Here is a 20,429-nt window from a genome sequence, read left to right as displayed (position 1 = left end):
GAACCCGCGCGGAGGCCGTCACCCCTGTTGATCCGTTCGTTGCTTAGCCGGTGGGCGACGGCACATCGTCCGTCTAAAACGGCCGGGGATCAAGCCCCGGCCGGTGCGCTTTCAAACAAGCGGGGCTCAGCCCCAGCACTTGTCCGTGCCTTCTTTGGTGTCGATCGACTTGAGGCCGGGAACCGGCTTGTCGGTGACGAGCGAGACGCCGGTATCGAAGAAGGACTTGCCTTCGGTCGGCTTCGGCTTTTCACCCGAGTCGGCGAACTTCTTGATCGCCTCGATGCCGAGCGACGCCATCAGCAGCGGATATTGCTGCGAGGTGGCGCCGATGACGCCTTCCTTGACCGACTTGACGCCCGGGCAGCCGCCGTCGACCGAGACGATCAGCACGTTCTTTTCCATGCCGACGGCCTTCAGCGCCTGATAGGCGCCGACAGCGGCCGGCTCGTTGATCGTGTGGATGACGTTGATGCTCGGATCCTTCTGCAGAAGGTTTTCCATGGCCTTGCGGCCGCCTTCTTCATTGCCGTTCGTCACGTCATGGCCGACAATGCGCTTGTCGTCTTCGTCGCCGATCTTGTCCGGGTTCTTCGGGTCGATGCCGAAGCCCATCATGAAGCCCTGGTCGCGCAGAACGTCGACCGTCGGCTGCGACGGCGTCAGGTCGAGGAAGCCGACCTTGGCGTCCTTGGCCTTGTCGCCGAGCGTTTCCTTAGCCCACTGACCGATCAGTTTGCCGGCGAGCAGGTTGTCGGTGGCGAAGGTGGCGTCGGCGGCATCGGCTGGCTCGAGCGGCGTGTCGAGCGCGATCACCAGCAGGCCGGCGTCGCGGGCCTTCTTGACAGCCGGCACGATGCCCTTGGTATCGGAGGCCGTCAGCAGAATACCCTTTGCGCCGTCGGCGATGCAGCTTTCAATCGCTGCGACCTGGCTTTCGCTGTCACCGTCGATCTTGCCGGCATAGGACTTCAGCGAGACGCCGAGTTCCTTGGCCTTGGCCGTCGCACCTTCCTTCATCTTGACGAAGAAGGGGTTGGTGTCGGTCTTGGTGATGAGGCAGGCGGAAACGTCAGCCGCCATCGCCGGAGCAGAAAAAGCGACACCGAGCGCGAGCGCGCCAAAAGCGAGAACTGATTTCTTCATGAACTCCTCCCAGAGTTTGCCGGCGCCGCCCCTGCGGGCCGGAATTTTCAAAATATGACACTTCGCTCAGTTGCTGTCGCTCCAAAGCCGTCGGTGTCCTTGACGATGGCAATTAAGAGCGAAAGAAATCCCCTTGTCAATAAATAAATCCAATTGAATTATTAATTCGATGTGGCATGCTCGATGGAATTAGGGTGTCCAGCGCCGTGTCTCCGGCGCGCAGGGGACGCCCTACCGCTTTGAGCCGCTGCAGGTTTCTGAAATCGTCTCTGATGGGGAAAATGCAGGAGGCGAACGCTCGGGAGGAGCGGCCATGTCGTCTTTGGAAGGACCGGAACACACGCCGGTCCCGCCGCCAATTCTAAATCCGGCCGGCGGTGCGAACCAGGTCAGGGTGCGAGCCTATAACGAGCGGCTCGTGCTGTCGCTGGTGCGCCTCTACGGTGCGTTGTCGAAGGCCGATATCGCGCGCCGCAGCGGGCTTTCGGCCCAGACCGTCTCGGTCATCATGCGGGTGCTGGAAAAGGAAGGGCTGCTGTCGCGCGGCGCGCCTGTGCGCGGCCGGGTCGGCCAGCCATCGATCCCGATGCATCTCAATCCCGACGCCGTCTATTCCTTCGGCCTGAAGATCGGCCGGCGCAGCGCCGATCTGGTGCTGATGGATTTCGTCGGCCGCATCCGGATGCAGCTGCACCGGACCTATGCCTATCCGCTGCCGCATGAAATCCTTGCCTTCGTCACCTCGGGCATCCGCGAGATCGAAGACAAGCTCGACGAAAGGCAGCGCGGCCGCGTCGCCGGCCTCGGCATCGCCGCGCCTTTCGAACTCTGGAACTGGGCCGATGAGGTGGGAGCGCCGCCGGGCGCCATGGAAGTCTGGCGCGATGTCGACCTGCAGGCCGATATCGCCGCGCGCGTCTCCCATCCCGTTTTCCTGCAGAACGATGCGACCAGCGCCTGCGGCGCCGAACTCGTCTTCGGCGTCGGCCCCTCCTATCCTGATTTCGTCTATTTCTTCATCGGTTCCTTCATCGGCGGCGGCATCGTCCTGAATTCGTCGATCTTTTCCGGCCGTACCGGCACGGCGGGCGCGATCGGGCCGCTGCCCGTGCGCGACCGGAACGGCGAGACCAAGCAGCTGCTCGAAATCGCCTCGATCTTCGTCTTGGAAAATATGCTGCGCGAGCGCGGCATCGATCCCGAACCGCTGTGGTATTCCGCCGACGACTGGGTGGATTTCGGCGAGCCGATGGAGGCGTGGATCCAGGACAGCGCCAAGGCGCTCGCCCAGGCGATCGTCGCCGCCGCCTCGATCGTCGATTTCAGCGCGGCCGTCATCGACGGCGGCTTTCCCCATTGGGTGCGCAGCCGCATCGTGCAGGCGACGATCGACGAAGCCGCCAAGCTCGACCTGCAGGGCGTTGTCATGCCCGAAATCATCGAGGGCGCGGTCGGCGCGCAGGCACGCGCCATCGGCGGCGCCAGCCTACCGATCTTTGCGCGCTATCTCACCGACCAGAACGTACTCTTCAAGGAGGTAGACCATGCTGAAGGGACTTGATCCGCTCTTGAGCCCGGAATTGCTCGCAACACTCCGGGCCATGGGCCATGGCGACGAAATCGCCATAGTCGACGGCAATTATCCCGGCGTCGAACATGCGCGCCGGCTGATTCGGCTCGACGGCCACCATCTCATCCCAGTGCTCAATGCCGTGCTCAGCGTGCTGCCGATCGACGACTTCGTGCCGGAAGCGATCTTCCGCTCGACCGTCAAGGCCGAGCGCGACAAGCTCGATCCGGTGCATGAGGAGATGATCGACTGCTGCGCCCGTCACGAACCGCACCGTCAGGTGGTGCCGCTGGTCGGCCAGGATTTCTACGGTCGGGTGCGGGCCGCCCATGCGCTGATCCAGACCAGCGAGCCTAGGCTCTATGCCAACATCATTCTGCGCAAGGGCGTGATCTATCCGAAGGAGGCAGGTGCCCAGCCGGCCGACGTCGATCCGTTTGTCTACTGACGGGGGTACGCTTCGGTCACCCGTCGATTTCGACTTCCGCTTCGCAGTTCACGGGCGCATTCAAGGGGATGGCCATGCCGATCGACGAGCGGGCATGGGCGCCGACATCAGACCCGTACAGCTCCAGGATCAGATCCGAATAGCCGTTGGTGACCAGCGGCGTTTCGTTGAAGCCAGGAGCAACGTTCACCATGGCGAAGACGCGCAGCCATGCCGTGACCCGATCGAGGTCGCCGACAGCCCGCTTGAGGCTGGCGAGATGGGCGAGGGCAACGAGCCGCGCCGACGCGTAGCCCTCCTCCGGCGAAACCTCGGTGCCCACCTTGCCAAGGGGATTTGCCAGTGTTCCATCGCGGTTGCAGGCGACGTGACCGGAAATGTAAGCGCGGTTGCCGCGCAGGCGAACCCAGGCGAAGGGCAAGCGCAGCCCCTCGCGAACCTTCAAAGGCTCGGGCAATTCCAGACCCATCTCGGCCAGACGTTGTTCGATGATAGCCATAATGCACCTCCCGGTGTGGTTGGAGCATGCCGCGCAAAAGCCTGCGGTGGTTTTGCGCCCCGGAGCCGTTGCACGGTTCCGGGCGACATGCATCAGGGGACGATCGCGTCGAGCTCCGGCATGAGAACGACGCTCTCATTGGCTGCGGGGTCGTTGCGAGCGCCGAGGAATTCGGCGTCTTCGCCGCTGCGGTTGACGGCGACATGCGGAACGCCGGCCGGGATGAACAGGTAATCGCCGGGGCGAACCGTTTCGCACCGTTCTAGCGCTGCTCCCGACCAGATCTCGATCTCCGGACCGGCGATCATCAAAAGCGCCGTCTCGTGTCCCTCATGGCGGTGGGCGCCGGTTCGCCGCCCTGCGGGCAGCGAAATCGTCCCGAGCCACAGCATGGTTGATCCGGCGCTTTCGGCCGAGACACCGGAGCGATAGACCGATCCCTGCCTGGCGACATGGCTGCCGCCGGCGCGGACGACGCTCGCAAGGAATGGTTCGAATTTCTTCGGTTGCGTTGCCTGGTTCGTCATCGCTCTCACCATTTTTACCGCTGCAATGGAACCACTCTGCGCGCCGAGCCGGCGCAAGTCCTGAAGCGGGGCCGAAAAATTCCGAAAAACTGCGAAATCGGCGTATTATTGGGGCCATGAAGACGCAGCCCCTTGCATTCGGCCACCTCAGGTTCATTGCCGAGAACGGATGTCTGCTCCGCGACAACAGGCCTGTCGCCATCGGCGCCCGCGGCGCTTCGCTGCTCGCGGCACTGCTTTCGGCACAGGGAGGTGTGGTCTCGAAATCCGCCCTGATGGACGCCGTTTGGCCGGGATTGGCCGTCGAGGAAAGCAATCTTTCCGTTCAGATTGCCGCCCTTCGCAAGCTGCTCGGACCCGCATCGGACGGCAGCGAATGGATCGTCACGGTCCCACGGGTCGGCTACAGATTTTCCGGTGAGGTGGAGAGCCGCACCGACGAAGCCGATAGCGGCCGGCATGCCGAGAGCAGCCCGATCCCGGGGATTGCCGTGCTGCCGTTCGAAAATCTCGGCGGCGATGCCGAAAGACAATATCTCGCCGACGGGGTCGCCGACGACCTGATCATGGCGCTTGCCCGGTTCAGATGGTTCCGCGTCGCTTCACGGGGGGCGAGTTTCAGCAGGAGGAATGACTCGAAGGATCCGCAGGCTATCGCGCGCGACCTCGGCGTCGATTTCCTGGTCGATGGGGCCATCCGCCAGAGCGGCAATCGGATTCGGATATCGGTGCACCTCGCCGAGACCGCGAAAGGCGCCACGATCTGGTCCGAACATTACGATCTTCAGCTGGCCGAACTCTTTGCGGTGCAGGACGCCATCGCCGAGCGGATTGCAGCGGCGATCGAACCCGAGCTGCTGCTGCGCCATGGGCTTCCGGTTGCGCCCCACACCGGCAACATCACGGCCTGGGATCTGGTGCGGCAAGGCACGTTTTATTTTCACAAGGTTACGCTGCCCACCCACCTTCTCGCACGCCGTTTCTTCCGCGACGCGGCGGGGCTCGACCCGATGCTTCCAGAAGCGCAGATCTGGCGGGCGCGGGTGAATGCCGGCCTGATCGCCTACGGCTGGACTGATAACCCCGCGGAAGATGCCAAAGAAGGATTGGATGCGGCGCTAAGGGCCATCTATCTGGACGCGCGAAATCCATACTCGCACTATGCGCTGGCGATCGTCTCTGCTTACACGGCTCGCCCCGAGCAGGCGATCCTGGCGGCGGAACGGGCGATCGAACTCGGTTCGAGCTTCGCCCTGGGGCATCTCGTCCTCGGCATGGCCCGACTGTTTTGCGGCGATGCGGCCGGCGCACTGAAGCCCCTGGCGCATGGCCTCGAACTCAACCCGCACGATCCGCAGAACGGCGTCTGGTTCAGCCTGCTGATGCTCGCACGGTTCTTTTCCGGCGACGTCGAAGGCGCGCTCGAGACCGGGCGCACGGCGCTGAAGGCACGGCCCGACTGGCCGGCGCTGCTGCGCATTCAGGCGTGCTGCCACCGGGCTGCGGGCGATCACCAGCGGGCGCACCGCTTTGCCGCCGCGGCAAGCGATCTTCCCGAACCAGCCGGCGATGCACTCGGTCCGTTCAGAGATGGCAACAGGGAATGGGCAGTCCGCCTGAACGAGCTGCTGCGCGAGGCGGAGCTTTGAAACCGGTTGACCCGCCCAAAGCAAAATGACGGAGATGGTTTGTCGAGCGAGGCTCGAAACTCAACCCCGCACCTCTGCAAGGAGAAAGCAATGGACGACGATATCAAAATTCTCCAACACATCTACGAGCGCTTCAACGAACGCGACATAGATGCCGTGCTGGCAGCGCTGGCCGAGGATGTCGTCTGGGCCAATGGCATGGATGGCGGCCACGTCCATGGGCGCGAGGCGGTGCGGGAATATTGGACGCGTCAGTGGTCGATGATCGATCCCCACGTCCAGCCGGTCGGTTTTCACCGGACAGCGGACGGCGCAATCATTGCCGACGTCCGGCAGTCGGTCCGTGACCTGCGAGGCCAACCGCTCGAAGGAGAGAAGACGATCGCGCACGTGTTCCGATTTCGGGACGGCAAGGTGGTCCGCTTCGACATTCGGGATGCCGCCTGAATTCGGCGAGCCGGGTCACCTCTTCTTCCCGGCGGCCTTTGAGGGTCAAGATGCAGCACGTCGATCTCGGCGTCGAGCGCACTGAGGTGAATCCAATTTGCGACGAAGATATCCGCTGCGCGCAGCGAAACGCACAAACCTTCGCCGCGGAAACGCGCCATTAATCTTCGAAGACCACACTGAAATCCGGATTTACGAATGCCCGCAGTCTGGCCAGTGATCGAATTGCCGATGCCCTTGGCTCCACCCTATGAGTCGTGGCAGTCTTCGGCGCCGTCGATGCCGGCATTCGGCGACAGGTCGTCGATCGGAATAAGGTCGGGGACGATGCGGTCTTCCGAGCTGGCCATGATGGCTCTTCACACACCAGGAGCCTGTTCTTATGCCTCGCGTCCGACTCACCAGACCGCAGATGGAGATCCTGGCCTGGCTCTCGTGCTTCCTGCTTCTCTTCTGCCTGTCCTGGCGCTTCCAATGGCATGAGGGGCTGGATGAGTTCATCGAAAAGCATCATGACTTTCCACTGGACCACGCGCTGCTTGCCCTCAATATGTCCGGCTTTCTCGGGCTGATCTACTCGGCGCTGAGAATCCGGGATCTCTCGATAGAGGTTGACCGCAGGCTGCAGGCCGAAAAGAACGTGGACTGGATTGCCTGTCACGACACGCTAACCGAACTACCTAACCGCAGATTTCTGGAATCCGTCTGCGCGCAGTCGATGATCGATCAAAGGGCGCAGGAAAGCTATGCCGTGTTCAGCATCGATCTCGACGGCTTCAAGAAGATCAACGACCTCCTCGGGCACGATCACGGCGATGCGGTGTTGAAGGCCGTCGCTCAGCGGCTTTCTTCCCTCTTTCCGCGTGATCACATTTTCCGCCTTGGCGGCGACGAATTCGTCGTTCTGGCGCGGCGCACCGGAAATGCCGATCTCGTCGCTTTGGGAAACCGCATCGTGAGCGCGATCAGCAAGCCCTTCACATTCAATGGCGTCGCCGTCGATCTTGGCGCCAGTGTCGGCCTCGCGCTTCACCCTGAAAATGGCGACGATCTAAGCCAGGTCATTCGCCATTCGGACTGTGCGATGTATGTGGCGAAAAAGCAGGGGCGCAATCTGGTGAAGTCCTTTGTCCCTTCGATGCAGGAGGAGCTGGCGAAGCGGATCCGGGTGGAAGCGGATCTGCGAGCCGCCATCAAGAATGCTGAGATCGTCCCGTATTACCAACCTCTCGTCGACCTGAAGACGAAGGAGATTATCGGTTTCGAAGCGCTGGCGCGCTGGAAGACGGCATCCGGCGAATTCATCCCGCCGAACGAGTTCATCCCCGTGGCGGAAGAGGCCGGTCTGATCGTCGACCTGACGGACCAACTGCTGCGCCACGCCTGTGGCGATGCGATTTCCTGGCCAAATCATCTGGTCCTGTCGTTCAACCTGTCTCCGATCCAGCTGAGCGACCGGTTGCTGGGCCTCAGGATTCTGAAGATATTGGGCGATGTCGGTCTGCCTGCGCATAGGATCGAGCTGGAGGTGACGGAGAGCGCCATCATCCAGGATGCCGTCACCGCACGGATCGTCCTCGACGATCTGGTGAACGCCGGCGTCCGGATTGCTCTCGACGACTTCGGTACGGGCTATTCCAGCCTCTCACAGCTCTCCAACTACCGGTTCGACAAGATCAAGATCGACCGGAGTTTCGTCGCTTCGTTCGAAACGAACGACAAGCAGGACAAGGTGATCAAGGCTATTATCGCTCTCGGCGCGGGCCTCGGCGTGACGATAACCGCCGAAGGCATCGAAGAGGAAAGCCAACTTCAACGGCTCCAGGATCTCGGCTGCGACATCGGCCAAGGCTACCTGCTTGGCAGGCCGGCACCGGCCGAGAGCCTTGCCGCAGACCAGATCAGCGCCAGGATAGCCCAACGTCGCTGATGGGCGGCAAAGAGGGTTCTCTTCCGGTGGCAAGTTGAGACAAGAAGTTCTCGCTTGCCAACGGCTCCTTCGGGACGTCGGTGATGGAGGGTGGCATGCGGCTCCGCCAGACCCGCTCCGTATCGCTGGTACGGGCTAGACCCTGGCGCAAACCGTTTGGAGCCACCGCACATTCGGCACCGCTCGAACGGTCAAATCTCCCCTGCCGACGGCCCCCAGACGTCCGTCAGGGCGAAGCCGCCGGGATGCGGGTCGAAGGGATCGAGCGCGACCTGGGTGAGGCCGAAGGTGAAGCCGCGGCCGGTGATGGTGGGGATGACCGCCGGGCGGCCGGCGACTTCGGTGACTGCCTGCAGGCCGACCTCGAATTCCGAGCCGATGATCGATTTCGAGGTGAAGACGTCGCCGACCTTGGCCTTGCCGCGGGCATGAAGGGTGGCGAGATTGGCTGAATTGCCGGTGCCGCAGGGCGAGCGGTCGGCGCGGCCCGGCCACATGGTGGTGCAGGTGCGCACCGTGCCATCGGCCTCGGTGTCGCGGAACATCACATAGGCGACGCCCGAGATTGCCGGAATTTCGGGGTGGACGACCTTGATGTCGCGATTGATCAGCTCTTTCAGGATCATGCCGGCCTGAACGAGGCCGGCCGCATTGGCCTTCTCGATCGTCAGATTGATCTGGCCGACATCGACGAGGGCATAGAAGATGCCGCCATAGCAGAGATCGGCTTTGATCTTTCCCCAATGCGGCGTGTCGATCTCGACGTCGAGCTCATGGACGAAGGAGGGCACCATGGTGAGCCTGACCTTTTCGCAGCGCCCGTCATGGCAGGTCGCCGTCGCCTTCACGAGGCCGGCGGCGGTCTCCAGCGTCACGATCGTCTCAGGCTCCTTCATCTCGACGATGCCGGATTCGAGAAGCGCCGTCGTCACGCAGATCGAATTCGAACCGGAGCTGGCATGTGCCTGATCGGGCTGCAGGATGATGAAGGCGGCGTCGGCGTCGGGGTGCCTTGCCGGCAGCAGCAGGTTGACCGAGCCGATCGGGGCACCGCGCGGCTCCAGGCAGAGAAAGCGGCGGAGCTCGTCGCCTTTCGGATCGGTGTTCAGCCAGTGCAGCTGCGCAGCGATGGTTTCGCCGGGAATCTTCGGAACGCCGCCGATAGCGACGCGGCCGATCTCGCCCTCGGCATGAACGTCCAGCAGCTGTATCGTGCGCTTCCATCTCATCTCGAAACTCCAGTTCGGACGTGACGGCTGACGCCGCCGACGCGGTTCCAACTTTTGTTTTAACGCAATTCCGCTTCACACTTTTCCTGGAATTGCTTCAAATCAGTATCGGTCTATGCGGAACGGGGTCATATCGACCGACGGTTTTGCTCTGCTCACCATATCGCCGATCAACCGCGCTGTCGTTGCGGCATATGTCAAGCCGAGATGGCCGTGACCGGTCGCATAGAAAACCCCCGGCATTTTCGAGGACGGCGAAATGATGGGGATCGTATCGGGCAAGGCCGGGCGATGGCCCATCCACTCCGTCGCCTCCTCGGCCTTCAGACCCGGCAGCGCCCGCTGGGCGTGCCGCACCAGCACGCGCGGACGGCGGAAGTCGGGCGCGGCGTCGAGGCCGGCGAGTTCGACATTGCCGCCGACGCGGATGCCGCCGGCCGTCGGGGTCACCATGAAGGCGCGATGAGGCCAGATCACTGAATAGCGCATTGAAATGCCCGGTTTCATGATCTGCGTGTGATAGCCGCGCTCGGTCTCGAGCGGAATCGGTTCGCCGAGTTTTGCGGCGAGGAAACGGGTGTGGACGCCGGCGGCGAGCACCACGAAAGCGGCCTCGATCCGACGTCCGTCATCGAGGACGACGACGACCGTGCCATCGCCCTTGCGCTCGATGTTGCTCACAGCGCCGGAGGCGAAGGCTGCGCCCGCGGCGATGGCTGCGTCAGTCAGCCTGACGACCAGCCTATAGGGATCGCGGATCGACTTGTTGTCCGACAGCAGCACGGCCTTGGCGATGACAGGCGAAAGGGCCGGCTCATGATATTGGATGGCGCCATTGCTCAAGACCTCGAATTCGAGGCCGTAGCGCTGCATCATGGCAAGATGGCCACGGTCTGCGGCAAATTCCGCCTCGGTCTCGTAAATGGCGAGACAGCCCTCCTCCGTCATCAGCTCGGACGCGCCGATCGCCTGCAGCATCTCCCTGAAATCGCCGAGCGCCCGCAGCGACAGGCTCATGCCGGCATCCTCGATTTCCCGGAGCCGCGAAGGCCGGCCGGCCGCGAGGAAGCGCAGGAACCACGGCAGCATCCGCGCGGCATAGGACGGCCGCAGCCAGACCGGGCCTTCGGGATCGAGCAGCCAGCCAGGGATCTTCTTCCAGGTCGAAGGACCGGAGCCGGCGGCGAAATCGAGCGCGATGCTCGCCATATTGCCGAAAGAGGTGCCGCGCCCGGGCTCACCCTTGTCGATCAGCGTGACCTGAAATCCGCGCCGCTGCAAATCGAAAGCGATCGAGGCGCCGATCACGCCTGCGCCCACGACGACCACCTTCTTCTTCGTCTCATCCGTCATGCGATCAACCCACCTGCACGGCAGACAGCATTGCCGTTCGTCAACCTGATATATCAGATCGGCGGTGCTGCCTAGAGCGGTTCAGCTTTTCACGGAAAACGCGGAACCGCTCTAAGCTTTTGGATTTACGCAATTCCGAAACGCAAAACCGCCGTGCACTTTTGCTGGAATTGCTCCGCGGAATTTTTACTGGCTTTCGGGCAGGCCGGCGCCGACGCTGTCGCCGACCGAACCGACGGTATTGTCCATCGACTGGCCGAGCCGCTTCAACTGCGCATCGTAATTGCGCCGGGTGCGCGGATCGAAGATCGCGATCGGCGTGCTGACGGCGACGCTGACGGCACTTCCGGCGGTCTGGGCAGCCCCCATGGCCACCGCGCCGACCGCCTCGCCCAGACCGACATTGGAATCGGTGATCGTCTGGCCGGCGATCAGCCGGTCGCCGATCAGCTTCACCACCTCGGGGCTTTCGGCGAATTTGCCGTGGTTCAGCCTGTCGCCGCCCTTGAGCTTGGTGAGGTCGAGCACGGTGATACCGGCCGCCTCAAGCTTGCTACGATAGGGCTCGGCGGAGGGATCGATCTGGCCGAGGCGATCGACATTGCCGGAGATGCGCCGCGACAGCGCCAGCGCCCGATCATCCCTGGAGACGAAGATGGTGAAATGCGGCTTGTCCTTGCCGAGGCTCATGAACTGACGGCCGAAGACGTCCACATCGAGATCCGGCGAGGCAAGGATGACATTGTTGATCTTCGACGCGACCTGACCGTTGCGAATCGCCATCTGCCGGAGTGCTTCGACGGTCAGCCAGGTGCCCATCGAATGAGCCATGACGGTGACGTCGCCGACGGCCGGATTGGCGGCGGTACGGGTCAGCAGCTCCTCCAGCGCATCGCGGGAATAGTTGGTGCTTTCCTTGTCGTAATTGTAGTCGAAGATGCTGGCGCGGGACGGCCAGGTGAAGACGACGGGGGCGACGTCGGCACGCGAATCGTGGACGATCTGCGCGAAGCGATAGACCGCGTCTTCGTAACGGTTGTTGAAGCCGTGCACGAAGACGAGCACGCGGCGGCTCTTCGGCATATGGCTCTTCAGCCAGCTCTCGCCTGCCCGCTCGCCCTCGAACGGATCGACGGAAACGGTGACGAAGTCACGGAGCGGATCGGCCGGCAGCCGCTTCGGCCATTGCACCTGGCCGACCTTGCGATTGGCTTCCGGCGGGATCGAGACATCGACGGCGTTGACGGCAAGCCCCGTGCCGCGTTCGCCGGAGAAAAGCACGGCCGGATTGTCATCGGCAGCGCGCGTCGTCGCCACCAGGAGATCGACTTTGGACGTGCCCGGCGGCACGGTGCCGGCCGCCTGCATCACCCCGACCGGCCTGCCGCCGCAGCCGGCGAGCATTATCGTTGCAACCAGAAGCCCTGCCAGAGCCGCACGCGTGCCGCGCCATTTGCCGATCATGACCAAACTCCAACCGGTTCACGCGCCGGACGGACGGCACATGTTCAAATAGTCCGGCGAAGCCTGTCGAGTCAAACTGCACGCGGAAAGCAGGCCCGTGCGAAATGGTATTGGGGCAAAAGAAAAGAGCCTGGCGCGGGAGGAGGTGCGCCAGGCTCTTGATCCTGACCGACAACTGGGAGGAGGAGTGCTGTCGGTCCGATGTAAGAGCGCTTGGGAGGAGGAGTGCGCTGCTTACGAAGATAGTGATACCCCATTCATTTGATCGGGGATAGCGAAATTACCGCAATGCAGCAATGCATTAAGTGCAATGCTTGCCCAGAAAATGACAGGCGGACGCCTCATTTTGCAGCATGTTTGACCGGCTGGTCAAAATTTTGACTAAAGATCGGTCAGCGGCGGCAGCCCCTCATCCGGCTGCCGCCACATTCTCCCCGCGGGCAAAGGGAATATGCCGCGACCTCTCCGTCCCTCGCCAACCTCTTGCAGGGCACGTCCCCTCGCCCCGTTTTACGGGGGTCTGCAGGACGGGTCGAGACCAGTGGCTCGCCCAGGTAAGGGTTAGGGTGAGGGGCGGCCATGCGGCGAAACGCAGCCGCCGCGGCAAGCTTGCATTGCCCCTCAAGCCGCCTTGAAGACCTTCCGGCCCTCGGCGTCCAGCGCCGCGAACTCCTCATCCGACAGCGTGATCTCCACCGCCGCGACGTTTTCTTCCAGGTGCTTGACCTTTGACGTGCCGGGGATCGGCAGCATCACCGGGCTGCGCTTCAGCACCCAGGCGAGCGCGATCTGGCTGGGGGCGGCATTGTGCTTCCTGGCGATCGTATCAAGCAGCGAGCCTGATTGGGCGAGATCGCCAGCGGCGAGCGGATACCACGGGATGAAGCCGATATTGTGCTTGGCGCAATAATCGAGCACGTCTTCGCTGGTGCGATCGACCAGGTTGTAGCGGTTCTGGACGGTGGCGACCTTGAAGTGCTTCGAGGCCGCCTCGATCTCGGCGACGGAGACTTCGCTCAGACCCGCATGGCGGATGAGGCCGGCATCGAGCAGCGATTTGATCGCGTCGAACTGCTCCTTGGCCGACACCTTCGGATCGATGCGGTGAAGCTGCCACAGATCGATCTGCTCGACGCCGAGATTGCGCAGGCTCTTATGCGCCTGCTGGATCAGATATTCCGGACGGCCGACCGGCAGCCAGATGTCGGGACCGTGGCGGGTCAGGCCGCCCTTGGTGGCGATGACGGATCCGGCGCCATAGGGATGCAGCGCCTCCTTGATCAGCCATTCGGAGACATCGGGGCCGTAGGAATCAGCCGTATCGATGAAATTGACCCCAAGCTCCGGCAGGCGCTTCAGCGTCCGGATGGACTCGGCATGGTCGTCGGGCTCACCCCAGATTCCCTTGCCGGTAACGCGCATGGCGCCGAAACCGAGACGATTGACCTCGATCTCGCCGCCGATCCTGAAGGTGCCTGACTTGGCTGCGTTGTGACTGGACATGATCTTTCCTCTCTTGGTCAATAAAATCATTGAATGTCGATGAAATGGCCGAAGCCCTTCGCTTCGCCAGCGCTGGGATGCCGGGCTGGCGAGGATGGCTCCGGTTCTGAATGTCTGCCGTGTCTGGTGATGCCCGGCATGGTGATGACCCGGCCGCCGCGGCGATATCGGACATGTGGCCGCTGCGACGCTTGCACATATAGGACGAGCCCGCGGGGATGACAGGGAGGGGCCGAAAACATCGTCATTCGACCGCCCACAGCGGTGCATCGGGTATACCTCGCGCTGAAGGCTGTCGCTTCCGCTCAGCCGTTGCCCGGTTCAGCCGGCCGATTCGCCGGAAAAGGCGGCGACTTCGATGTCCGCCTCACGGTATCTCAGGCGCTCGCGCGAGAGTTCCAGCGGCTTGCGGCGTGAGATCCGGTAGACGGAGGCCGGCGGCAGGTTGCGAACCGTGCCGCCGATGCGCACGGCTTTCAGGCCGAGGCGATCGAGGATCGGCCGCGGCACCGGGCAGCGCGGACCATAGGTAAATTGATAGACCGCCCCGCCCGGGCGCATATAGGTGAAGACGCCGGCAAGAATCGAGGCGATCTTGCGCGGCGACATCGACAGAAGCGGCAGGCCGCTGATGACGGCTCCGACCGGTTCGCCCTCGAAAATATCGGCCTGGGCGAGGTGGGCCGCGTCCATCTGCAATATGCGCGCCGCCGGGAACCGCGCCTGCAGCGCATCGATGAATTCCGGGCCGTATTCAATCAGCGTCAGATCCGCCTCGCTGATGCCGCGGGCAAGCAACGCCCGGGTGAAGACGCCCGTGCCCGGGCCGAGCTCGATGATCGGCCCATCGAGCTCGGCAATTTCGCTGGTCATGATCCTGGCAAGTGAATCGCCCGACGGCGCGATGGCGGCCACCCGAAGCGGATTGCTGATCCAGGAGCGGAAAAAATGCAGGAAATCCGAGCATGCAGCCTTTGCGGTCATGACTGTCCCACCTATCTGAAATTCAATTGATTATGAATGCGACCATCGCGGCCAGCATGGCAATTCCAAGGCAGAGACGTCAATCGCCCTTGTGAGCCGGCATTTCCCACCTCTTTTCCTACCGGCGTCCGGCATTTTTGCATCTGCGGCGGCTTTGACATAGCGAGCGCCGTCGTCTGTGGTGAAAAACGGCGGCCGGGAAGCCGCCCCTCACCGCGGCGGCCTGGTCGCCACCGCCCAAAGCGCCCGGTTAATAGTTGCAGCCGGAGCTGCTCGTCGGGTTGAAGCCGAGCTTGCAATCCATGTTCAGCGGCTTCTTCGGGTTCATCATGTAGGGCGAGGCCATGCCCTTCGGGCTGCCTTCACCAATCGAACCAGTCGTGCTCCTGTCGTGCTGCACGCGGGTCTCATCCTGGACAACCTGCTGCTTGGCCGGGCCCTGCTGCGTCGCGCTCGACTGGAGAGGAGCCGCTTGCGCCGCCACGCAGGAAAGGCCGAGCATCGCATCGAGGGCTGCGGCCGCCAGGCCGCTCTTGAACGTCGTGATCATTGTCATCTCCTTGGGAGGATCAGCTGAATTTGCGCCGAGGAGGTAGGAAGCGGATCTGTCACAATCTACCGCAACGCAATAGAGGTCACGAACATGTGAGCGGCGCCCGAAACAGGAAAAAGGCGGCTCGCGCTGCCGCTTTCATTTGCCGGCTCAATAGCCGTTATCGCAGGGCATGCTGCCGGGACCGATCGATCCTGAGAACGTAGGGTTGCACATCGTCGGAGCCGCCGGTCTGTTCACCGGCTGGCGGATGATGGAGCCGGTGGCGCCGGCCTCGACACCGAAAGCGGCAAGCGGATACCAGTAGCCATCGGAGTGACGGCGGGTGCCGGGGCGCTCCGTTCGGAAGCCGCGATAGCCATGCCAAAGACCAGGATGCGGCTTATACTGCACGCTTTTTACGTAGAAATATCGGGCGGCCGCACCGTTTGAACGGGAGCGGCTTCAGCTTGGCCGATCGGCGCGAGGACGAGAGGCACGCTGAGCGCGACGGCGGAACGGACAAGATTGCACATCTTCATGATAAACCCTCCTTCGTGGATTTATCCCGGGAAAATGCCTGTCCGAAGTGCGCAGTTCCGCGCGCACGCAGTTTCCAAAACTCGTGATTGCAGGCGATCCCGCGTGAGTTTTTCGCGAGAAAACGTGAAAGTCGCGACAGCAAGAATGGCGCGAGGGGCGCTGGCTAAGAATGCGAATTCTCTGTTCTCAATTCGCGTACAAAGCCCTGTAACCCTGGGCGGACAGGCAGGCGACATATTGGCGATGGGCAGCGGCGCGCGCCGTCGTTTCCTCTTCCAGCGCATCGGCCTCGGCATAGCCGGTCAGTTGGGCGCGCAGATGATACTGCTTCTTCGCCTCGTCATACATCGCATTGCCGTCGGTCACGCAGATGCCTTGGGCGACGGCAGGCGGATTGACCGGCACGCCGATGGGCAAAAGCACCGGCGCGTTCGCATGGTCGACGCAGCCGGCAAGGGCGGCCATCGTCGCGAGAACCGCCAGAGCCCGAAAAATTCCCACCGTCATGCGTTCCTCCGAGATCATCAGGCCTGCGGATACATCAGGAAGGTTGCGCGAAGCTAGGCATGCGGGAAAACCAATGCCGCTTCCGACCGAGGACGGTCATCACACGCCATGCCGGGAACCCCACCAAAATCTATATAGCACTTTGGAATCCCGAAATAGGCTGCGGCATTGAAATCATTGCGTTTCCACTCAGCCGAAAAGCTCACGAAGCGCGGCGAATTTCGGAATCCCGAAGCGGGCGGATTTCGGGATCCCGAAGCGAGGTTTTTTTCTTCCGGCCGAGGCGACCGCGTTTTTCGGCAGCGATCTTGCGGTCGGTCTCGGACCATTTCCGACCTCGTTCCGCCGTGCACCGCTTCCACTCGTCGGTCGGCGGCGCGCCCTCATGGTCGCCGACAAAGGTGAGCGTGAACAGGTTGGGATGCGCGACCCCGCTTCCCGCCCGACCGCGGCGGACCTTAACCAGCCCCTTATATTCCAGCTCGTCGAGCGCATCGGCCACATATTCACCGGTGACGCCGTAGGAGACGAACTGGGGATGCGTCACGACAAGCCTGCCATTTTGCAACCCGGCATGCGAGACGTGCTCGATGACGATGCGGAAGAAGGCGCGGCAGGCATTCGCACTCAAGGTGGTAAAGGCCGCCGATTCCAGGAGCTGGATCGTCAACCATTGCCACCGCAGGCTGCCGTCATCGCTGGCGCTCGGCGGCGCGGTGTGCTTGCGCACCAGCGCTCGCGTCTTGCCGGAACTGGTGCGGCTCTTGTCACGAGAGTTGAATTCCGCCATCAGCCCCTCGCCTCAGCTCCGAGCACGTCCTTCAGGCGACGAACAGAAGAACTCGTTTTTTCCCGCATGCAGAGGGAAACACTGGGCCAAGCGCCCACAGCGCCAATCGCTACAAAATTCTTTGGCATTCAACATTCCATGGTTGCAACGGAGTGCAATCTAGCGTAAGAACGTTTCGAGAACTAGGAAAATAATCTTAGGATTTGGATTAGACCTGATCCCCGTCACGGTGACAGGCAATTACTGGGCGTGGAGGACAGGATGCGAATGATCTGCATGGGGGAAAAGAGCATGGTGGGTTATAGCAAGCGATTGCTGGCATTGATTTCGCTCTCGCTGGGAAGCGCCGTCCAGGCTTTTCCCTGCGATCAACCAATCACGATATCGAATTGGTCGTTCTGTGCGACCGGCAATGTGAGCGCTGAAGGCGGCGCCGCTGATTGGAAAGTCGTTCCTGTATGGACTCGCGAGAAAGCCATAAGCGCGTATTTCGGAAACGATCCGCGGCTTCTGGCAAACCACGGGCTTTGCAATGCCAAATTCCATCGCGTCGTCCTCTGCCAGCCCGGATGGCAAACGGGCAACCCGGATGAGTGCTCATATCTGGTTTGCAGCGGCTTTTACTCCGCCGTGTTCGGGAAGGAAGAAAGGGAAGCCTATGAGAGAGAGCATCCGAACGCTCAATAGCTTTTGCCTTGCTGCCTTGCGGCAAAGACGGCAGCGGCCGACGAGAAGCGGCGGCCGGAAATAAATATGCCGGCGTTTCAGTAGCTCACTGCTCCAGAAAACGTCTCCTTCAGATGGCATCTCGACACGCCGGAACAATTGCCTTAGGCGAGCAGGTGGCTGAGAAGACGCAGCGGAGATCCTGCATTATGCAAACCCTATGGAAGAAGCCGGTGACGCTGGCCCTTGAAGGCCCGGATCAGTGGGTGGTCATCCAGACGACCCAAGCCGCCACATGGGCGCTGATCGAAGACTGGCCGACAGAAGAGGGCCCTGCGCTCGACAGAGCGTGTGCGGTTTGCGCCGATGTCATATCTGGGAAACGGAGCCGGGAAGAGGCGCGGCAGGCGTTCATCGAAGCTGCGATCGAAGCCGGGATCCCTATCAAGGAATGAGGCGACGCGCCCCGGTCTAGTATCCCGCGGCCAACCCTTCCCGCCGCGTCGGCGCATTCCCGTAAAAGCCGCCGAAGCGCCCGCGCGACAGATGGTCAATATCCATTAGCTGCAGCGCGCCGATGAACTGCGACGGGATCAGGCCAGCAGAGCAATTCCTCGGCTTGGCCGAGTCGTGAAAAGCTCGCGGGTGCGATAGGCTGGAAATGATTTAGGCCTGCCTGAGGCGGGCCTTTGATATTCGGAACCGATTTTCCAAAACAGGAGGTATCAAATGAAGTGAAAGAATGGCGCACCCGAAGAGATTCGAACTCCTGACCCCCAGATTCGTAGTCTGGTGCTCTATCCAGCTGAGCTACGGGTGCGTGGCAGAAGCGGCGGCGCCGCTTGCGTGGGCGATCCTCTAAAGGGTCCTTTCGGACATTGCAAGAGCATTTCTGAAAAAATCGCTCTTTGTCTGCAACGGCCACGCTCCGGCGAAATGCCGTCACTTCTCACCCTGGGTCCGATTGCGGTAATCATCCAGTGAAACCGGGCGATCGGGGATCTCGATGCGGAACTGGGTGCCGACCGTCGGCTTTTCCACCAGCGCGATCGTGCCGCCATGGGCGAGCACCAATTCGCGGGCGATGGTCAGGCCGAGGCCGGTGCCGCCGGAACGGGCCGAGCCGCGAAAAGCGGCAAACAGGTTCTGGCGCGCCTTCAGCGGCATGCCGGGGCCGGTATCGTCCACCGTGATGCTGACGACGCTGCCGACACGCTGGGCGGAAACGGTGATGCGCCTGATGGCGCCGGGGCCGCCCTCGCCCGGCGAAGTCAGCGCCTGCAGGGCGTTGCGGCAGAGATTGTGAATGACCCGGAACAGTTGCTCGCCGTCGGCATCGACCTCGAGATCGGCAGCGAACTGTTCGACAAACTCGATGCCGCTTTGCGGATCGATCGCCAGCATATCCTTGACGTCCTGTGTCAGTCCCAGCAGCCGAACATGGCGGCGGCGCGGCGCCGATTCGCTCGCCTTGCCGTAGGACAGCACCTCCGTCGTATAACCGACCGCGCGGTCGATGGTGCGCAGCAGCTTGGGCGCGAAGCTCTTGACCATCGGATCATCGACATCGACGAGCCGGTCCGACATCAGCTGCGCGGAAGCCAGAATATTGCGCATATCGTGATTGATCTTTGAAACGGCGAGGCCAAGAGCGGCAAGGTTCTTCTGCTGCTTCAGCGTCTTCTGCAGCTCCATCTGCATCGAGGTGAGATTGCGGCCGGCCACCGCCAGCTCGTCCCGGCCGCCGTCGCCGATATAGATATGGGCCGGATTCTCGGGATCGGAGGAGAATTGCTGCATGCTGCCGGTCAGCCGGCGAATCGGGCCGATCAGAATGCGGTTGATCGCAAAGAAGATCAGCGTCGCGGTGAAAAGCGAGATCAGCACCGACAGCAGCAGCACGTTGCGAGAATAGGCGAACATCGCCGTGCGCAGCGGCCGATCCTTCATGACAACCTCGACGCCGATCTTGTTTTCACCAACCGGGCCATAGACGCGGATCATCCTGCTGCCGCCGAAAACCAGGGTGTCGAGCGCGTCGCGGATCGCCGTCAGCGGCGGCACGTCGGTGAGGTCGTAGGATTCGTCGACGGAGGTCGGCATGTCAGTCGTTGCCAGCAGCCGCGAAGTGCCTTCCTTGCGCAGTACGATCGCCTTGGTGCCGGTCGCCTCCAGCGTTTCCTTCTGCAGAGCGCGCGGCAGCTCGATCGGCTGCAGCCCATCGATGACGATGGCGGCGGCGGCGGCCGTGTTCAGCCTGTCCTGCAGCCAGCGCATCCGCATGCTGGCGACCGAAGGGAAGAAGATCAGGATCTCGGCGAGCATGATGAAGACGACGGTGAGCCAGAGCAGCTTGCCCGAAAGCCCGCCGAAGAAGCCGGACGGGCACCGCCCCTTGGCAGCCTCGGTGGCTGCTGGGGGTTCTGCCGAAGGATTGTCGCCCTGGTTTCGCACCGGCATTCTTGTCTCGCCCGATCGGCAGCGCTTTGGCCACCCTTACCGTTGGAGCTTTATATTAGACCAATAGGTTCCGCTTTCAAATCTTTGCGAGCAGCGTCACGTCGCCACAAAGAAATGCTGCCGGAGGCGGCGTCGTGATTCGTTATGTTGGTGCAATTGCTCTCTGGTTGGTGCGACGGGCG

19 protein-coding genes, 1 tRNA gene and 1 pseudogene are annotated in these 20,429 nt (G+C 62.3%); 7 read left to right on the top strand and 14 right to left on the bottom strand.

Translation table 11 applies throughout. The features are described from left to right. Positions 1 to 126: 126 nt before the first annotated feature. Positions 127 to 1,146 (bottom strand): sugar ABC transporter substrate-binding protein, encoded by a 1,020-nt coding sequence (locus tag AC13QO_RS27300; protein WP_085776787.1) that lies wholly within the window; start codon positions 1,144 to 1,146, stop codon positions 127 to 129. A 313-nt stretch (positions 1,147 to 1,459) separates the two neighbouring features. Here AC13QO_RS27300 and AC13QO_RS27295 point away from each other — a divergent pair, with 313 nt between their 5' ends. Beyond that, entirely contained in the window at positions 1,460 to 2,707 is a 1,248-nt protein-coding gene (locus AC13QO_RS27295; RefSeq protein WP_488542447.1) for an ROK family transcriptional regulator, read from the top strand. Beyond that, positions 2,691 to 3,164 (top strand): RbsD/FucU family protein, encoded by a 474-nt coding sequence (locus tag AC13QO_RS27290; protein ID WP_488542446.1) that lies wholly within the window; start codon positions 2,691 to 2,693, stop codon positions 3,162 to 3,164. Before AC13QO_RS27295 ends, AC13QO_RS27290 begins: the two co-directional genes overlap by 17 nt. Positions 3,165 to 3,180: 16 nt before the next feature. Here the strand turns inward: AC13QO_RS27290 and AC13QO_RS27285 are convergent, their stop codons facing one another. Both AC13QO_RS27285 and AC13QO_RS27280 read right to left on the bottom strand, forming a co-directional pair. Further along, entirely contained in the window at positions 3,181 to 3,663 is a 483-nt protein-coding gene (locus AC13QO_RS27285; RefSeq protein WP_488542445.1) for a RidA family protein, read from the bottom strand. 92 nt (positions 3,664 to 3,755) lie between these two features. After that, positions 3,756 to 4,190 (bottom strand): cupin domain-containing protein, encoded by a 435-nt coding sequence (locus AC13QO_RS27280; RefSeq protein ID WP_488542444.1) that lies wholly within the window; start codon positions 4,188 to 4,190, stop codon positions 3,756 to 3,758. Positions 4,191 to 4,306: 116 nt separating this feature from the next. On the opposite strand from AC13QO_RS27280, the gene AC13QO_RS27275 reads away from it, so the two are divergent. From AC13QO_RS27275 to AC13QO_RS27265, 3 genes are all read left to right on the top strand, one after another. Next, the gene (locus AC13QO_RS27275; protein ID WP_488542443.1) at positions 4,307 to 5,839 is read left to right on the top strand and encodes a winged helix-turn-helix domain-containing tetratricopeptide repeat protein; all 1,533 of its coding nucleotides are present in this window, start codon (positions 4,307 to 4,309) and stop codon (positions 5,837 to 5,839) included. A 90-nt stretch (positions 5,840 to 5,929) separates the two neighbouring features. After that, entirely contained in the window at positions 5,930 to 6,286 is a 357-nt protein-coding gene (locus AC13QO_RS27270) for a nuclear transport factor 2 family protein (RefSeq protein WP_488542442.1), read from the top strand. A 382-nt stretch (positions 6,287 to 6,668) separates the two neighbouring features. After that, complete coding sequence (locus tag AC13QO_RS27265; protein ID WP_488542441.1) at positions 6,669 to 8,216, top strand: putative bifunctional diguanylate cyclase/phosphodiesterase; 1,548 nt, start codon at positions 6,669 to 6,671, stop codon at positions 8,214 to 8,216. A gap of 191 nt (positions 8,217 to 8,407) precedes the next feature. Here the strand turns inward: AC13QO_RS27265 and AC13QO_RS27260 are convergent, their stop codons facing one another. From AC13QO_RS27260 to AC13QO_RS27220, 9 genes and pseudogenes are all read right to left on the bottom strand, one after another. After that, positions 8,408 to 9,445 carry a 4-hydroxyproline epimerase gene (locus AC13QO_RS27260; RefSeq protein WP_488542440.1) on the bottom strand — a complete coding sequence of 346 codons (1,038 nt, stop codon included), beginning with the start codon at positions 9,443 to 9,445 and terminating at the stop codon, positions 8,408 to 8,410. A gap of 102 nt (positions 9,446 to 9,547) precedes the next feature. Continuing rightward, positions 9,548 to 10,798 (bottom strand): NAD(P)/FAD-dependent oxidoreductase, encoded by a 1,251-nt coding sequence (locus AC13QO_RS27255; RefSeq protein ID WP_488542439.1) that lies wholly within the window; start codon positions 10,796 to 10,798, stop codon positions 9,548 to 9,550. A gap of 186 nt (positions 10,799 to 10,984) precedes the next feature. Continuing rightward, a complete protein-coding gene (locus AC13QO_RS27250; protein WP_285191857.1) occupies positions 10,985 to 12,262 on the bottom strand; it encodes an alpha/beta hydrolase in 1,278 nt (425 codons plus the stop codon). A gap of 621 nt (positions 12,263 to 12,883) precedes the next feature. Further along, entirely contained in the window at positions 12,884 to 13,765 is an 882-nt protein-coding gene (locus AC13QO_RS27245) for an aldo/keto reductase (RefSeq protein ID WP_488542438.1), read from the bottom strand. A gap of 321 nt (positions 13,766 to 14,086) precedes the next feature. Continuing rightward, positions 14,087 to 14,749: a class I SAM-dependent methyltransferase gene (locus AC13QO_RS27240; RefSeq protein ID WP_285191859.1), complete on the bottom strand. Its 663-nt coding sequence runs from the start codon at positions 14,747 to 14,749 to the stop codon at positions 14,087 to 14,089. A 250-nt stretch (positions 14,750 to 14,999) separates the two neighbouring features. Next, complete coding sequence (locus tag AC13QO_RS27235) at positions 15,000 to 15,299, bottom strand: hypothetical protein (RefSeq protein ID WP_488542437.1); 300 nt, start codon at positions 15,297 to 15,299, stop codon at positions 15,000 to 15,002. A gap of 153 nt (positions 15,300 to 15,452) precedes the next feature. Beyond that, positions 15,453 to 15,823, bottom strand: a pseudogene (locus AC13QO_RS27230) (cell surface protein). Positions 15,824 to 16,010: 187 nt separating this feature from the next. Further along, the gene (locus AC13QO_RS27225; RefSeq protein ID WP_097599401.1) at positions 16,011 to 16,331 is read right to left on the bottom strand and encodes a hypothetical protein; all 321 of its coding nucleotides are present in this window, start codon (positions 16,329 to 16,331) and stop codon (positions 16,011 to 16,013) included. A gap of 202 nt (positions 16,332 to 16,533) precedes the next feature. Then, positions 16,534 to 17,121, bottom strand: a complete 588-nt coding sequence (locus AC13QO_RS27220; RefSeq protein WP_085776772.1) for a hypothetical protein — start codon at positions 17,119 to 17,121, stop codon at positions 16,534 to 16,536. Between the two features lie 261 nt (positions 17,122 to 17,382). Here AC13QO_RS27220 and AC13QO_RS27215 point away from each other — a divergent pair, with 261 nt between their 5' ends. Both AC13QO_RS27215 and AC13QO_RS27210 read left to right on the top strand, forming a co-directional pair. Continuing rightward, a complete protein-coding gene (locus AC13QO_RS27215; protein ID WP_285191862.1) occupies positions 17,383 to 17,808 on the top strand; it encodes a hypothetical protein in 426 nt (141 codons plus the stop codon). A gap of 188 nt (positions 17,809 to 17,996) precedes the next feature. Beyond that, positions 17,997 to 18,242, top strand: a complete 246-nt coding sequence (locus tag AC13QO_RS27210; RefSeq protein ID WP_064707810.1) for a DUF982 domain-containing protein — start codon at positions 17,997 to 17,999, stop codon at positions 18,240 to 18,242. 288 nt (positions 18,243 to 18,530) lie between these two features. On the opposite strand, the gene AC13QO_RS27205 is transcribed toward AC13QO_RS27210, so the two are convergent. Beyond that, positions 18,531 to 18,607, bottom strand: a tRNA-Arg gene (locus AC13QO_RS27205). Between the two features lie 122 nt (positions 18,608 to 18,729). Next, complete coding sequence (locus AC13QO_RS27200; RefSeq protein ID WP_097599409.1) at positions 18,730 to 20,247, bottom strand: ATP-binding protein; 1,518 nt, start codon at positions 20,245 to 20,247, stop codon at positions 18,730 to 18,732. Between the last annotated feature and the right edge of the window lie 182 nt (positions 20,248 to 20,429).

Source organism: Rhizobium sp. CNPSo 3670 (genome assembly GCF_057784555.1).
Note: the sequence above shows the minus strand (reverse complement) of the source record. Positions and strands in the feature narration are given on the sequence as shown.